At 67.4% G+C, this 15,028-nt stretch carries 11 protein-coding genes; 2 read left to right on the top strand and 9 right to left on the bottom strand.

The window, feature by feature from the left end:
- Nucleotides 1-2,200, bottom strand: a 2,200-nt coding sequence (gene mutS, locus Q8S60_RS11250) for a DNA mismatch repair protein MutS (protein ID WP_305668564.1), incomplete at its 3' end; no start/stop codon positions are given.
- A gap of 216 nt (nt 2,201-2,416) precedes the next feature.
- Between mutS and Q8S60_RS11245 the strand changes: the two genes are divergently transcribed.
- On the top strand, nt 2,417-4,684 hold the full coding sequence (locus Q8S60_RS11245) for an NADP-dependent malic enzyme (protein ID WP_305325619.1): 2,268 nt from the start codon (nt 2,417-2,419) through the stop codon (nt 4,682-4,684).
- On the opposite strand, the gene Q8S60_RS11240 is transcribed toward Q8S60_RS11245, so the two are convergent.
- The 3 genes from Q8S60_RS11240 to Q8S60_RS11230 form a co-directional block, all read right to left on the bottom strand.
- Nucleotides 4,675-5,577, bottom strand: a complete 903-nt coding sequence (locus Q8S60_RS11240) for a GNAT family N-acetyltransferase (protein WP_305668563.1) — start codon at nt 5,575-5,577, stop codon at nt 4,675-4,677. The two genes, Q8S60_RS11245 and Q8S60_RS11240, sit on opposite strands and share 10 nt — an antisense overlap.
- Nucleotides 5,578-5,830: 253 nt before the next feature.
- Nucleotides 5,831-7,261, bottom strand: a complete 1,431-nt coding sequence (locus Q8S60_RS11235; RefSeq protein WP_305275421.1) for an MFS transporter — start codon at nt 7,259-7,261, stop codon at nt 5,831-5,833.
- Nucleotides 7,262-7,301: 40 nt separating this feature from the next.
- Nucleotides 7,302-9,530, bottom strand: a complete 2,229-nt coding sequence (locus Q8S60_RS11230; RefSeq protein WP_305275419.1) for a response regulator — start codon at nt 9,528-9,530, stop codon at nt 7,302-7,304.
- Nucleotides 9,531-9,689: 159 nt separating this feature from the next.
- On the opposite strand from Q8S60_RS11230, the gene Q8S60_RS11225 reads away from it, so the two are divergent.
- On the top strand, nt 9,690-10,061 hold the full coding sequence (locus Q8S60_RS11225) for a hypothetical protein (protein WP_305325711.1): 372 nt from the start codon (nt 9,690-9,692) through the stop codon (nt 10,059-10,061).
- Here the strand turns inward: Q8S60_RS11225 and Q8S60_RS11220 are convergent.
- The 5 genes from Q8S60_RS11220 to Q8S60_RS11200 form a co-directional block, all read right to left on the bottom strand.
- Complete coding sequence (locus tag Q8S60_RS11220; protein WP_305275415.1) at nt 10,058-11,608, bottom strand: YifB family Mg chelatase-like AAA ATPase; 1,551 nt, start codon at nt 11,606-11,608, stop codon at nt 10,058-10,060. The two genes, Q8S60_RS11225 and Q8S60_RS11220, sit on opposite strands and share 4 nt — an antisense overlap.
- Nucleotides 11,609-11,712: 104 nt before the next feature.
- On the bottom strand, nt 11,713-12,690 hold the full coding sequence (locus Q8S60_RS11215; protein ID WP_305275413.1) for a lysozyme inhibitor LprI family protein: 978 nt from the start codon (nt 12,688-12,690) through the stop codon (nt 11,713-11,715).
- A gap of 46 nt (nt 12,691-12,736) precedes the next feature.
- Nucleotides 12,737-13,504, bottom strand: a complete 768-nt coding sequence (locus Q8S60_RS11210; protein WP_305275411.1) for a HugZ family protein — start codon at nt 13,502-13,504, stop codon at nt 12,737-12,739.
- Complete coding sequence (locus Q8S60_RS11205; protein ID WP_305275409.1) at nt 13,505-14,797, bottom strand: dipeptidase; 1,293 nt, start codon at nt 14,795-14,797, stop codon at nt 13,505-13,507. It abuts the gene before it with no gap.
- A 2-nt stretch (nt 14,798-14,799) separates the two neighbouring features.
- Nucleotides 14,800-15,028 (bottom strand): hypothetical protein (locus tag Q8S60_RS11200; protein ID WP_305668562.1); only part of this gene is annotated, 229 nt, incomplete at its 5' end.

The following is a 15,028-nucleotide window of genomic DNA, read 5'->3' as shown; positions in this document are numbered from 1 at the left end:
GGGAACGCTCGCCCGCCTGATTGAGGATCGCCGCCGTCTCGACCATCTCGACCATGAAGGTGGAACGGCCGCGCGCGAGATCGTCGGCCGCGCCGACGCGGGAGAAGAGGCGGTCGACAACGCCGATATGCGCCTCGTCCGCCGGCACGAAGGAGCCCATCTGCGCCATGATGGCGATGAGCGCGTTCTGGCGGAGGAAGGTCGATTTGCCCGCCATGTTGGGACCGGTGAGCAGCCAGATATGCTTGCCGTCGCCGTTCTCCGCCGAGAGGCTGGTGTCGTTCGGCACGAAGGCCTGGCCGGAGCGGGCGAGCGCCGCCTCGACCACGGGATGGCGGCCGCCGCGAATATCGAAGGCGAGGCTTGCATCGACGCGGGGGCGGACATAGCGCCGCTCGGCGGCGAATTCGGCAAGCGCGGCCGTCGCATCGAGACGGGCCAGCGCCTCGGCGGCGCGGGAGAGGCCGGGCGCTTCCAGCAGGGTCGCGGCGACGAGTTCATCGAAGAGGGCGAGTTCGATTTCGAGGGCGCGGCCGGCGGCCTCGGCGATGCGGCTGGCGAGGCCGGCGAGTTCGGCCGTCGTAAAGCGCATCGCGTTCGCCATGGTCTGGCGGTGGATATAGGTGCCGGTGAAGGGCGGAGCGACGAGCTTCTCGCCGTGGCGCGGCGGCACCTCGATGTAATAGCCGAGTACGTTGTTGTGGCGGATCTTGAGGGCGGCGATGCCGGTCTCGTCCGCATATTTCGCCTGCAGCCCTGCGATCAGCTTGCGCGCATCGTCGCGGAGCGCGCGGGTCTCGTCGAGGTCGGGGCTGGCGCCCCTTGCGATGAAGCCGCCGTCGCGGGCCATGAGCGGCAGCTCTTCGCCAAGCATGGCGGCGAGGCGCTCCTTCAGTGCGGTGGCGGCGCCGCGCATCGCCTCGCAATCCGCGGCGATTTCTTCCGGCAGGGGAAGGAGCGAAGGCGAGGCGCCATCGAGCGCGGCGCAGAGCGTGTGGGCGGCGGCGAGGCCGTTCGCGATCGAGGCCAGATCGCGCGGGCCGCCGCGGCCGAGCGAGAGGCGGGAGAGAGCACGCGCGATGTCGGGCGCGGATTTCAGCCCGGCGCGGAGGCGGGTGCGCATGTCGCGCGCGTCGTGGAACCATTCGACGGCGTCGAGGCGGCGGACGATCGCGGCGGGATCGGTCAAGGGGGACGCGAGGCGGGCGCCGAGCTCGCGCGCGCCGGCGCCCGTGACGGTGCGGTCGATGGTGGCGAGGAGGGAGCCGGCGGTCTCGCCCTGCAGCGTTTTCACCAATTCGAGATTGGCGCGGGTGGCGGCGTCGATCGCCATGGTGTCGGCGGCGGCGACACGGCGCGGCGGCATCAAGGCGGGCATGCGGCCGACCTGCGTCAGCTCGACATAATCGAGCAGCGCGCCCATGGCGCCGAGTTCGGCGCGGGCGAAGGCGCCGAAACCGTCCAGCGCGGAGACGCCGAGATGGGACTTCAGGCGGCGCTCGGCCTGACCGCTCTCGAAGCGGATGGAGGGGAGCGCGGTCAGGACGGCGCCCGATTGCGCGAGGCTGTCGGCGAAGGCTTCGTCGGTGGCGAATCCCTCGGCGACGAGGAGTTCGCCGGGGGAGAGTCTGGCAAGCTCCGCGGCCAGCGCGGCGGGGGCGAGCGAGGTGACCGCGAAGTCGCCGGTCGAGACATCGACCCAGGCGAGGCCGAAGCCCGCCTCCGCGCCGGTGCGGGCGAGGGCGGCCAGATAATTATGGGCGCGCGCGTCGAGCAGCGTGTCTTCGGTGAGGGTGCCGGGCGTGACGAGGCGGGCGACGGCGCGGGCGACGACGGACTTCGCGCCCCGCTTCTTCGCCTCCGCCGGGTCCTCGACCTGTTCGCAGACGGCGACCTTGAAGCCCTTGCGGATCAGGCGCTGGAGATAGGTATCGTGGCTGTGGACGGGGACGCCGCACATCGGGATGTCTTCGCCCAGATGCTTGCCGCGCTTCGTCAGCGCGATGTCGAGCGCCTGCGAGGCCGCCACGGCATCGTCGAAGAAGAGCTCGTAGAAATCGCCCATCCGGTAGAAGAGGAGGGCTTCCGGCCAACGCGCCTTGATCTCCAGATATTGCGCCATCATGGGGGTAGCATCCGCCGGAATGGACGCTGTGGCCGACGGGATTTCGGGCTCGAAGGAGGTGGCGGGCTCTGACATGGGGTCGGAGACTAGCAGAATGACGGGTTGCGAAAAGACGGGAATGGGACCGCCCCGAAAGGGGGGCAAGAGGCATCGAATCGGGGCTATGGTGGCGGGAAATCCACCCTGTTCCCTTGTTATTGAGGGATCGCCAGCCTACAAAGCGGCTCCAAAGGCGGGTTCCGGCGCATTGGCCGGCGTCCCCGCATCATGCCGACAGCCGGACCCGAGACCATGAGCAAAAAAAAGCGCCGCCAGTTTACCGACGAGGAAGCGCTCCTCTTCCATTCGCAGGGCAAGCCCGGGAAGCTCGAAATCAACCCGACGAAGCCGATGGCGACGCAGCACGATCTGTCGCTCGCCTACAGCCCCGGCGTCGCGGTGCCGGTGCGCGCGATCGCGGAGAACCCGGACGCGGCCTATGAATACACGACCAAGGGCAACCTCGTCGCCGTGATCTCGAACGGCACGGCGATCCTCGGGCTCGGCGATCTCGGCGCGCTGGCCTCCAAGCCCGTGATGGAAGGCAAGGCGGTGCTCTTCAAGCGCTTCGCCGACGTCGATTCCATCGATCTCGAAATCGATACCAAGGATGTCGACGCCTTCGTGAACGCGGTGCGCTATCTCGGGCCCTCGTTCGGCGGCATCAACCTCGAAGACATATCGGCGCCGGACTGCTTCGTGATCGAGAGCCGGTTGCGCGAACTCATGGACATTCCGGTGTTCCATGACGACCAGCACGGCACCGCGATCATCACGGCGGCGGGGCTTATCAACGCGCTCTATCTCACCGACCGCGACATCAAGGACGTGAAGCTCGTCGTCAACGGCGCGGGCTCGGCCGGCATCGCCTGCCTCGAACTCATCAAGGCGATGGGGCTGCCGCACGACAACGCCATTCTCTGCGACACCAAGGGCGTGATCTACAAGGGCCGCACCGAAGGCATGAACCAGTGGAAGTCGGCGCATGCCGCCGTCACGGATGCGCGCACGCTGGAAGAGGCGATGGTGGGCTGCGACGTGTTCCTCGGGCTTTCGGCCAAGGGCGCGATCAACGGCAAGATGGTGGCGTCGATGGCGCCGAAGCCGATCATCTTCGCGATGGCGAACCCCGATCCCGAGATCACGCCGGAAGAAGTGGCGCTGGTGCGCGACGACGCCATCACCGCGACGGGGCGCTCCGACTATGCGAACCAGGTGAACAACGTTCTCGGCTTTCCCTACATCTTCCGCGGCGCGCTCGACGTGCGCGCGAGTGCCATCAACGAGGACATGAAGATCGCCTGCGCGGAGGCTCTCGCAAAGCTCGCGCGCGAGGACGTGCCGGACGAAGTGGCGGCGGCCTATCAGGGCGAGCGTCCGCGCTTCGGCCCGCAATACATCATTCCCGTGCCGTTCGACCCGCGCCTCATCCGCGAAATTCCGCCGGCGGTGGCGAAGGCGGCGATGGATTCGGGCGTGGCGCGGCTGCCGATCGTCGACATGGAAGCCTACAAGAACCGGCTGTCGGCGCGGCTCAACCCGACGGCGGGCACGCTGCAGGTCATCATGGACAAGGTGCGGCGCGAACCGAAGCGCGTCGTCTTCGCCGAGGGCGAGGAAGAGCGCGTGATCCGCGCGGCGCTCGCCTTCCGCGACGCCGGGCTCGGCCATCCGATCCTCGTCGGCCGCGAGGACCAGGTGCGCGAGACGCTGAAGCAGATCGGCCTCGATCCGAAGACCGATCTCGACATCCGCAATGCGCGCACCTCCGACAAGGTCGACGAGTACACGGAGTTTCTCTACAAGAAGCAGCAGCGCAACGGCTATCTCTACCGCGACTGCCACCGGCTGGTGAGCAACGACCGCAACATCTTCTCGGCCGTGATGCTGGAGCGGGGCGATGCGGACGCGCTGGTGACTGGCGTGACGCGGACCTATTCGGTTGCGCTCGAGGAAGTGCGCCGCGTGATCGACGCGGTCGACCATCGCCGTCCGATCGGCGTGACGCTTGTCGTCGCGGGCGGGCGCACGGTGCTCGTCGCCGACACGAACGTGCACGAGATGCCGACAGGCGAGGAGCTTGCCGATATCGCGATGCAGGCGGCGGAAGTCGCGCGGCGGCTCGGCTACGAACCGCGCGTGGCGATGCTGGCCAATTCGAGCTTCGGCACGCATGCGCATGAGCGGCCCTCGACGGTGCGCGACGCGGTGCGCATTCTCGACGAGCGGCAAGTCGATTTCGAGTATGACGGCGAGATGGCGGCGGATGTCGCGCTCAACCGCGAGACGATGGCGCTTTATCCGTTCTGCCGGCTGAGCGACACGGCGAACGTGCTCGTCATGCCGGCGATCCATGCAGCGTCGATCTCGACGAAGCTCTTGCGCGTGCTCGGCGGGTCGACGCTGATCGGGCCGCTGCTTGTCGGCCTCAAGCGGCCGGTGCAGATCGTGCCGATGACGGCGAACGTATCCGACCTCGTCAACATGGCGGCGCTGGCGGCTTACAATCTTTACCGCTGAGGCGAAGCTTTTCCGCTCGGCGTTCCGTATTTGACGCTGAACTTCGAGAGGTAGCGGCCGGAGATCTGGGCGACGGGGAAGAGGATCAGCACGTCGGTCGTGCCGAACTGGTGGTCGATCACCGCGCCTTCGCCGATATAGCAGCCTGCGCGGAGATAGCCCTTTATCATGGGCGGCAGCGCGCGGAGCGCCTCGCGCGGATCGACATCTTCCTTCGCCATGCGGTTCATCTCGACATAGCGTTCGGGCAGCGCACGGACCTTCCAGTCGTCCGGCGCGGCGTGATGATGGTGGAGATAGGAGAGCGGCGTGGCGAGGCTGTCGGGGTTGGTGCCCTCGAAGCTCGCGCAACCGAACATCACGTCGAGCTTGTGTTCGGTGACGTAGTGCATGATGCCGTGCCAGAGAAGTTCCACCGTCGGCTTGGTGCGGTAGGGCTTCAGCACGCAGGAGCGGCCAAGCTCCAGAAAGTTCAACCCGGCGTGGCGGGCGAGGAGCGGCGCGATGTCGTATTCGCTGGCGGTGTAGAAGCCGCCTTCGCGCTCCGCGACTTCCTGGCGGAGAAGGCGGTAGCAGCCGACGACGGCCTCCGGCGGCAATTCGCCTCCAGCACCCTCGCCGTCCGGCGCGAGCGAATGATCGACGACGAGAAGGTGATCGCAGATTTCGTCGAAGCGGTCGAAGTCGCGCTTGCGCGCGCGCGTTTCCGCATCCGGCGTGGCCGACATCTCCTCGTAGAAAACGCGGTAGCGGACGGCCTGCGCGGCGTCGATTTCCGGGGCGGACCGGGCGAGGCGCACTTCGAGAGCGCCCTTGCGGCCGTAGCTCAGCCGGTCGGTGGCGCCCGCCGCCAGCAGCGGATCAATGCTGCGGCCCGTCTCTCTGGTATTCATTATCGCGGAACCCGAACCTGTTTCTGCTGCCACACCGGCATGCGGACCCTGCCGCAAGCCGGGCGTTACAACGTCCCCCCTCACCCCCACGGCAACTCCCCCCGTCTGACGGGAAAGCTCGCGAACGGCCATTTTGCCTATCCTTTCATTATCGCCGCCCGATGCCAAGCAAGCGGATGCAGGTAACCAGCCTTCTTGTCGCAGCTTCACGCGACAAGAAGATGTCAGGCCCAAAACGGGCGATCCGGCCGGGTCAGGCGGCGGTGCCGGGCTTCGGCGGCGGCGCCGGGCGGGGCTGGAAGCGCATCACGACGAGGATGAGGAGGATGGCGGGGACGCCCATCAGCGCCGTGGCGACGAAGAAGGGGATGTAGCCCGCCGTCTTGGCGGTGAGATGGGGCGCCATCGCGGCAAGCGGGCCGACCAGCGAGGCCGAGGCCGAGAAGCCGTCGACCATGACGCCGGAGACGCCGCCGAGAATCTTGCCGGGCAGCGCGAAGGCCGAGCTGAAAAGCGCGTATTGCGTGGCCGCGAAGTCGTGGTTCACGAGGCTCGACATATAGGCGATGAGGACGGTGCCCGCGAAACCGCCCGAGAAGTTCTCGATCGAGATGGTGACGGCGAGGGCGGCGGGGTCCGCGCCCCTGAAGGTGAGCCACACGAAGATGAGATTGGTGCCGGTGGCGGCGACGGCCCCGGCGAGGAGCGAGCGGAGGACGCCGATCCTCGCGGCGACGATGCCGCCGATCAGCGCGCCCGCGATAGTCATCCAGATGCCGTAGAGCTTCACCACCGTCGCGATGGTGGAAAGCGGGAAGCCGAGATCGATATAGAGCGGGTTCGCCATGACGCCCATGACGAAATCCGGCACGCGGTAGAGGCCGATCAAGGCGAGGAGGACGAGCGCCCACCAGCCGTAGCGCTGGAAGAAATCGACGAAGGGCGCGACGACGGCACGGTAGAGCCAGGCGACGATGAGCGCGGGGCGGCCATCGACATGGAAGTGACGGACGAAACCGTCGACCGTCTCCTGGCCGATGACGGGCGCGACCGCTTCGGCGACGCGCGGGGCGAGAAGGGCCGCGCCGATGCCGACGCCCATCAGGGCGGCCATGGCGAGATAGGCCGCGTGCCACGAGACGCCCTCGGCGATGAAGAGCGCGCCCGCGCCCGATGCGATCAGCGCGATGCGGTAGCCGAGCTGGTAGACGGCGGCCATGGCGCCCTGCTTCTCGTCCGACGCCGCTTCGATGCGCCAGGCATCGACGGCGATGTCCTGCGTCGCGGAGGCGAAGGCGAGGACGAGGGCGAAAAGGACGACGGGCGTGAGCGAGGTGGAGGGGTCGGAGAAGGAAAGACCGGCAAGCGCGGCGGCGGCGACCAGTTGCGCGAGGACCATCCAGGCGCGGCGCTTGCCGAGCAGGCGGTCGAGCAGCGGCACCCTCAGGTGATCGAGGACCGGCGCCCAGAGAAACTTGATCGTGTAGGCGAGGCCGACATAGCTCATCAGGCCGATATCGGTGCGGGAGATGCCCGCCTCACGCAGCCATGCGGACAGCGTGGAAAAGACGAGGAGGAAGGGAAGGCCGGCGGAGAAGCCGAGCAGCAGCATGACGATCATGCGGCCTTCGGCATAGACCGCAAGACTTCCCGCCCAGTCGCGGGCGCGTTTCGGCATCGGCATCGGATATGTCCCCTGTCCTCAAGCGGCGAGCGCACCCACTTTAGGCGCGATTCGCCTTTTCGCCAGAGGCATGCGCGCGCGGCGAGCGGCGGCCGGCCCAGCGCGCGAGCATGTCGTCGAGCGCCTCCGCCGCGACGGGCTTGGAGAGGTAATCGTCCATGCCGGCATCGAGGCAGGCCTGCCGGTCGTCCGCCATCGCATTGGCGGTAAGGGCGATGATGGGAATGGCCGCATGGGGCGTTTCAAGCTCGCGGATGCGCGCCGTCGCCGCGAAGCCGTCCATGCCGGGCATGTGAAGGTCCATCAGCACGAGGTCGATCTCGCGCGCCGCGTCCGCTTCGAGCGCCGCGACCGCCTCCGCGCCGTTGCGGGCGAGGCGAACGGTGTGGCCGGTATGTTCGAGCAGCGTGCGAGTGAGGAGCGCGTTGATCTCGTTATCCTCGGCGACGAGGACGGTGAGGGGCGCCGTACCGATGACGGGTGCGCGCGGTGGCATCATGTCGTCCTCGATTACCGTGTCGTCGTAGTCGTGGGTTGCAGGCGCGCCGATACCCGGCATCCAGTGGCGCACGCGAAGCGCGGTGAGGCGGGCGACAAGCGAGGCGGCACGGACCGGGCGGATGAGATATCCGTCGAAGGGCGCATCGGGGCCCTGGGTCAGCGCGACAAGGCGGTCGCGGTCCTGCGGACGGAGCAGCATCAGCGTACCGAGGCCGGGAACGCGGCCGCGCGCATGGGCGGCGAGCGCGGCGCCGTCGCCGGCGGAACCGTCGATCGGGCAGATGAAAATGTCGGCGGGGCCCGCATCGAGCGCACGGAGGAGCCCTTCCCTGTCGGCCACGAGACGCGTATCCGCGCCGGCGGCCGAGGCCGCGCGGGCAAGCGCCGCGCCGACAAGCGGCGGATCGTTGAGGACTATGACGCTGAGGCCGGAAAGCGGCGTGGGCGCGGGCCCGTCATGCTGGCCGAGTGCGAGGCGGAGCGGCAGATGGGCGCGGAAGATCGAGCCCCTGCCCTCCTCGCTCTCCACGTCGATGCGGCCTTCCATCGCGCCGACGAGACGCTTCGTGATGGCGAGGCCGAGGCCGGTGCCTTCGTAGCGGCGCGCATGGGACTGATCGGCCTGCGCGAAATCGTCGAAGATGTGCTCGCGCGCCTGTTCGTCCATGCCGATGCCGGTGTCCTCGACTTCGAGGACGAGGCCGACGCGCTTGTTGTCGGAACGTTGTGCGCCCTGCGCGGGCACGGCGGTCCGCGAGAGACGGAGCACGACGCCGCCCGAGACCGTGAACTTGATGGCGTTGCCCGCGAGGTTGAGCAGGATCTGGCGGATGCGCGCTTCGTCGCCCATCAGCATGCGGGGCACGGCGGGCGAAATTTCGGTGACGATTTCGAGACCCTTGTCGAAGGCACGCGGTGCGAGCAGCTCGGCGACGCTTTCAAGGACGCGGCGCGGATCGAAGGCGGCTTCCTCGAGCGTGACCTTGCCGGCCTCGATTTTCGAGTAGTCGAGAATGTCGTTGATGATGTTCAGCAGCGCCTCGCCCGACGCGCGCACGGCCTCGGCATAGGAGCGCTGGGCGGGATCGAGCTTCGTGTCGAGGAGGAGCTTCGTCATGCCGATGACGCCGTTCATGGGCGTGCGGATTTCGTGGCTCATGGTGGCGAGGAAAAGGCTCTTGGCGCGGTTCGCCTCCTTCGCCTGTTCGAGGGCGACGGCGAGTTTTTCCTCCGCGTCCTTGCGCTCCGTCACGTCGCGGCCGACGGCCTGGATCTCGACGAGCTTTCCGTCTTCGTCGCGGATCGCGAATTCCTCCCACGCGATGCAGCGGGGGCCGCGCGTGGTGAGCGCGCGCTCGTCGTAGCGGATGCGGTGAGGCGGCATGGAGAGGCCGGAAAAGCTTGCCAGCATGCGCGGGCGTTCGCCTTCCGGCAGGTCCGGCAGGAACGTGTTGCCGATCACCTCGGTGCGGAGCTTGCCGAAGGTGTCGCAGAAGACGTCGTTCACATAAGTGAGGCGGCCGCGCAAATCCTTGCGGATGATGACGTCGCCCTGGGCGCGCACGAGATCGCGGTAACGCTCCTCGCGCTCGGCGATTTCCCACTTCTCGTCGCGAAGCGTCTCGATGCGGGCATGCAGCGTTTCGATTTCGGCCTTGTGGGCGCGGGCGCGCGCGGAAGCGCGGCGCCAGGCTTCGAGGCCGAGCATGAGCACGGCGACGAGGCCCAGCAGAAGAAGGGGCGTCCGGTCGAAATCGAGAAACGGCATAAGGGTTCCGCGGCTGACGGTTCGGCCTTGAAGGCCGGAAAACCCGCGGATTGTCGGCCGATCATGGTTGAGAAAGCGTTAGGGGGGATGGTTAGCGAAGGGTTAATACTATCGCGCCGCTGCCTCGTGCGGCCCATGAGGAGCAAGCGGAAGATGACAATGCTGTTTCCGATCACAGCCGGCGCGCTGGGAATCATCGCCGGATCTGCGCATTCCTATCTCGGCGAGCGGAAAATTCTCTGGCGTCTGTTCGCGGAAGGAAATTCGCAAGCCCTGGAAAAAGGGCGGACGCGCGAGTTGCTACGCGCGGTCTGGCATATCCCCTCGCTCGCCTGGATCGTGCTCGGACTGGCGCTGGTTCATGCGGGCCTCGAGAACAGGCCCGACGGCGTGGTGGCGGCGATGGCCGGGACGGTTTTCGTCCTGTCCGGCGTGGCGAACTGGATGGCCTTGAAATCCATCCATATCAGCGGCGGTACTCTGGTGGCCGCGGGGCTGCTTTCTTTCGCAAGTATCGTCGTGGGTCTTTAAGCCGCCGCGCCGAGCTTCCCCGCCACGGTTTCGCGGTAGGCGAGCGCCTCGGCGATGTGGATGCGCTGGACGCCGTCGCGGCCTTCGAGGTCGGCCAGGGTGCGGGCGACGCGGAGCACGCGGTGATAGCCGCGCGCGGTGAGACCCATGCGTTCGGCGGCCTCGCCGAGAAGGCGGCGGCCGGCATCGTCCGGCGCGGCGATCCTGTCCAGCAGTTCGCCCTCGACATGGGAATTGAGGAGCATGGAGCCCGGGCCGACCAGTTCGGCGAAGCGGGCCTGCTGGATGTCGCGGGCGGCGGCGACGCGGAGACCGACCTCGGCCGAGCCCTCGGCGGGCGGCGGCAGGGCGAGGTCGGCATGGGCGACGGGCGGCACCTCGATATGGATGTCGATGCGGTCGAGCATCGGCCCCGACAATTTCGCCTGATAATCGCCGACGCAGCGCGGCACGCGGGGGCAGGCGCGGGCGGCATCGCCCGCATGGCCACAGCGGCACGGGTTCATGGCGGCGACAAGCTGGAAACGCGCCGGAAAGGTGACATGGGCATTGGCGCGGGCGACGACGGCCTCGCCGGTTTCCAGCGGTTGACGGAGACTGTCGAGCACCTGACGCGGAAATTCCGGCAGTTCATCCAGAAACAAAACCCCGCGATGGGCGAGCGAGACCTCGCCGGGCTTCACCCGGAGGCCGCCGCCGATCAAGGCGGGCATGGACGCCGAATGATGCGGCGCGCGGTAGGGCCGGCGGCGGCCGATGCCGGTTTTCAGCAATTCGCCGGCGAGCGAGGCGACCATCGAGGTCTCCAGCATCTCGTGCGGCGAGAGCGGCGGCAGGATGCCGGGGAGGCGGGCCGCCAGCATCGACTTGCCGGAGCCGGGCGGGCCGACCATCAGCATGTTGTGGCCGCCGGCGGCGGCGACTTCGAGCGCGCGCTTGGCGCTTTCCTGGCCCTTGATGTCGCGGAGGTCCGGCATCGCGCCCGCCTCCACCGCCTTCATGGGCTCGGGCTCCGACAAGACCTGCGTGCCGCGGAAATGATTGACCAGTGCGATGATGGAGCGAGGCGCGAGGACGCCGCCCGGATTGTCGGCGCCCATGCCGGCCCAGGCGGCTTCCGGTCCGCAATCATGGGGGCAGATGAGGCCCTTGCCGCGCGCATTGGCGGCGATGGCGGCGGGAAGAGCGCCCGCGACCGGGTTGATCGCGCCGTCGAGCGACAATTCGCCGATGACGACGAAACGCTCCAGCTCCTGCGGCGGCAGCACGCCCATGACGACGAGAAGGCCGAGCGCGATAGGCAGGTCGTAATGGCTGCCTTCCTTGGGGAGATCGGCGGGGGCGAGATTGACCGTGATGCGCTTTGCGGGAAGGCCGAGGCCGATCGCCTGAAGGGCGGCACGGACCCGCTCGCGGCTTTCGGCCACCGCCTTGTCGCCGAGGCCGACGACGGCGAAGCCGACGATGCCGCCCGCTATGTGGACCTGAACGTCCACAGGCCGCGCCTCGACGCCCTGAAAGGCGATGGTCTCGATATGCGCAACCATGAATGAGCCCCTGCCCGGCCCGCCTCGCCCGGCGGGTTACGGAGAAAGGCTAGCTGAAAGCGCGGTTACGTCAAGAACGAAATGGGAACATTTCGATAGTCCCCTCAGCGGCCGATGACGGCGTCTTCCGCCAGCCATGGCGCGAGCTTGTCCCAAGACGTCGTGACGGTGTTGTCGCCGCCGGCATAGGGGCCGACGGAGTAGACCGGGAAATTGACGCCGAGGCCTTCTTTCGTCACCACCCAGTGTTCGGGGTCGGCGACCATGCCGGCGATGGCCTGCCCGGCTTCGTCGAAGAGGCCCATCTCGCCGAAGATGAGGGTGAGTTCCTCCAGCGCGTTGTCCGCAAGGAGCTGCTGCCAGCCGTCCTTCGCAAAGATGTCGGCGGCGGCGAGCGGGCGGGCTTCGTCGAGGCGGAAGTTCAGATGGGTGACGGCACCGAAGCCATGCGCGGCGCCGAGCGGATATTCCCAGCCGAAGATGTCGAGGCTGACGAAAGTCTCCGTCGCCTCGTTGAGCGTGAAGCTCGTATTCATGGTCGTCGCGCCATCGAAGCCGGTCCAGAGGTAATCGCGGTGCTTCTCGACGGCCGCGTTGAAGGCGCGGTCGCCCTGGCTCGCGGCCGCGTCGATGCCGAAGCTCATCTGCTGGCGGTATCGCATGGCGTTTTCGCCGGGGAATTCTTCCTCGCCGGGTTTTTCGGCGGCGATGAAGGCCCAGCCGTCGGAGACGAAGAAGGTGCGGCCGGATTTTTCGGTCACCGCTTCGGCGAGGAATTTCGCGCGCTCTTCGTACCAGGGCGCGAGGCAGGCGGCGGCGCCATCCGGACAGGCCTTGTCGAGGAAGCGGAGCCATGAACGCTGGCTCCCGCGCATGAGCTCCGCCCCCTCGGGCGAGAGGGCGGCGCGGGCGGCGGCATAGGACGCCGCGATCCGTTCGTCCGCTCCGGAAAGGGCTGGATCGGCACAAACGGTTTTCTCGCGCGCGCTCGATGCTTTCGCACAGTCGAAGCTCGCGGCAGCGGCGGGCGCGGAATGGAACATCGCCGCAAGAAGTACCGCCAGCACTGCACCGGATTTCATTTTCCGCCCCCTGCCCTTGTTGCAGGAGAGGCTAGCGCATGGCGCGTCAGTCCGCGAGTTTCTCGCGCGCTTCCTTTGCCATCTGGACGAGGACCGGGCGGAGTTCGGCAGCGGAGGTGAGTGGCGCGGCGAAGTTGAGCCGGATGACACGCTGGTCGGCCGCAAGGTCGAGACCGTGCGGGTCGATGGAGACGATGCGCCAATTGCCGGGCTCGGCCTTCCCGAGAACCGTGGCGTAGAGGCCGACCGCCTCGGCATGGTCGCCGTTCATATGGGCGACGATGCCATCTTCCACCCTCGCGAGTTCGTCGAGGAGTTCGCCGGGCTTCAGGAACATGTCCGCGGCGGTGAGATCATAGGCCTTGCCGAAACCGCCATTGAGGAAGGCGCGCTCGCATTCCAGCCGGTAGAAGAAGAAGTCCGGCAGGTCGAGATAGATCTCCGCCTTCGGATGACGGGCGAGATAGCGGCGGCGGAGCCGGGCGTGACCGGCGCTGTCTTTTTCCACGCGGGCGGCGCGGGCGAGAAGCGAGAGCCGGGGATGAGCCAGCGGATCGCCCTTGCCGGGCTCGCCGATCAGCAGTGAGCAACGCGGATCGGCGGCAAGCGATTTCGTATGCACGGAAAGCCCGGAAGCCGGAAAGAAGAGCGTACCGTCCATGTCCGGCGCGCAGCCGACGCGGGAGGTGACGGGGTGGCCGCTCTGCGGATCGAGGACGGCGAGCGCACCGTAGCGCACGGTCCGGATGAGCGTTTCGGCCATCGAGCGGGCTTCGGCGCCGGTTTCAAGTCTCGGGTTTTTCGGCTCCGTCATCTACCGGTTTCCGCTATTGGCCTTCCGCGCCTTCCCGGCCGCTTCCATGACGCGCAGGATATTGCCGCCCCAGAGTTTCGCGATCTGCTCTTCGGTGTAGCCGCGACGGAGAAGCTCGACGGTGACGTTGGGTGTTTCGCCGGCATGGGACCAGCCCTCGATGCCGCCGCCGCCCTGGAAGTCGGACGCTATGCCGACATGGTCGATGCCGATCAGCTTCACCGCATAGTCGATGTGGTCGACGAGCATAGCCACATCGGCGCGGGGCCACTTCGCATCGAGCGCGGCGACGCCTTCCTCGAACTTCGCCTTCGCCTCGGCACCCGCATCGAAGACGGCGTCGAGGCTCGTGAGGCCGAGCGAGACGGCGAGGTCGCGACGGGCGGTTTTCTTTTCCTCCGGCACCTCATGCAGATATTCGTCGAAGGCGACGATCTGGATGACGCCGCCCTTTTCCTTCAGCGCCAGCATTTCCTCGTCCGTCATGTTGCGCGGATGGGCGCGGAGCGCATGGACGCCGGAATGCGAGGCGATGACCGGCGCGCGAGAGGCGGCAATCGCATCGAGCGCGGCGGCGCGGGAGGCGTGGGAGACATCGACCATCATGCCCAGATCGTTTGCGCGCGCGATCATGGCACGGCCGAGCTGGCTCAAACCGTCATGCTCGCCGCCTTCCCCGTTCGGCTTGTCGGCGAACTTCTCCTGCGGCTGCGCGCTGTCGGCGAGATCGTTGTGGCCGTTATGGACGAGACCGAAATAGCGGGCGCCGAGCTCGTAGTAAAAATCGAGAAGGGCAGGCTCCTTCGCGACCGAGTAGCCGTTTTCGATGCCGATGAGGGCGATGCGCTTTCCTTCGCCGTGAAGCCGGCGGACGTCTGCGGCGGTGAGAGCAAGACCGATCTCATCCTTGTACTGAATATCCGTCATGCGGCGGATGGCGGCGAATTTCGCCAGCGCCTCGGAAGCGGCTTCGGCGTATCCGACGGCGTTGCGTTCCGTCTGCGAGACATAGACGATGAAGAAGACCGCATCGAGGCCGCCTTCGCGCATGCGCGGCAGGTCGACCTGGACGGGCCAGCCGTTGCGGAGGCCGGGATCGTATTTCGCCGACCCGAAGAAGCTCGGGATGTCGACATGGGTGTCGATGGTAATGACGTTCTTGTGGATGCGGGCGGCGATTTCCTCCGGCGTCGGCTCCGCTTCGGCGGGACCGAGCACCGGCCGCAAGGTCCAGAGGGCGGCGAGCAGAAGCACCGCCGCCGCCGCGACGAGACCGTATCTTCGCCCGTTCATTTTCATAACCACCCCTCCATCGTCAGCCCGCTTGCGGGAAGCCTAGCCGGAATCCGCCCTGCAACAAACGGGACGCGCACGGACGAGCCGCGGGTTCGCGCGGCGAAATACGGCGGCAACAAGGTATCTTTGTGAAGCCGGAACCAGCACCGGCGCGGCCCGTTCTTTTCGCCGGGCGGGGCATTGAGGATTGAAGGAGCTTCACGATGACCAGCAACCGCATGCACCGCC

This window comes from Parvibaculum sp., assembly GCF_030694575.1.
Taxonomy (GTDB): Bacteria; Pseudomonadota; Alphaproteobacteria; order Parvibaculales; family Parvibaculaceae; genus Parvibaculum.
Note: the sequence above shows the minus strand (reverse complement) of the source record. Positions and strands in the feature narration are given on the sequence as shown.

Excerpts from the sequence above, each read along its gene's own strand:
- Q8S60_RS11245 (WP_305325619.1), top strand. The coding sequence starts at position 2,417 with ATGAGCAAAAAAAAGCGCCGCCAGTTTACCGACGAGGAAGCGCTCCTC.
- Q8S60_RS11240 (WP_305668563.1), bottom strand. The coding sequence starts at position 5,577 with ATGAATACCAGAGAGACGGGCCGCAGCATTGATCCGCTGCTGGCGGCG.
- Q8S60_RS11235 (WP_305275421.1), bottom strand. The coding sequence starts at position 7,261 with ATGCCGATGCCGAAACGCGCCCGCGACTGGGCGGGAAGTCTTGCGGTC.
- Q8S60_RS11230 (WP_305275419.1), bottom strand. The coding sequence starts at position 9,530 with ATGCCGTTTCTCGATTTCGACCGGACGCCCCTTCTTCTGCTGGGCCTC.
- Q8S60_RS11225 (WP_305325711.1), top strand. The coding sequence starts at position 9,690 with ATGCTGTTTCCGATCACAGCCGGCGCGCTGGGAATCATCGCCGGATCT.
- Q8S60_RS11220 (WP_305275415.1), bottom strand. The coding sequence starts at position 11,608 with ATGGTTGCGCATATCGAGACCATCGCCTTTCAGGGCGTCGAGGCGCGG.
- Q8S60_RS11215 (WP_305275413.1), bottom strand. The coding sequence starts at position 12,690 with ATGAAATCCGGTGCAGTGCTGGCGGTACTTCTTGCGGCGATGTTCCAT.
- Q8S60_RS11210 (WP_305275411.1), bottom strand. The coding sequence starts at position 13,504 with ATGACGGAGCCGAAAAACCCGAGACTTGAAACCGGCGCCGAAGCCCGC.
- Q8S60_RS11205 (WP_305275409.1), bottom strand. The coding sequence starts at position 14,797 with ATGAACGGGCGAAGATACGGTCTCGTCGCGGCGGCGGCGGTGCTTCTG.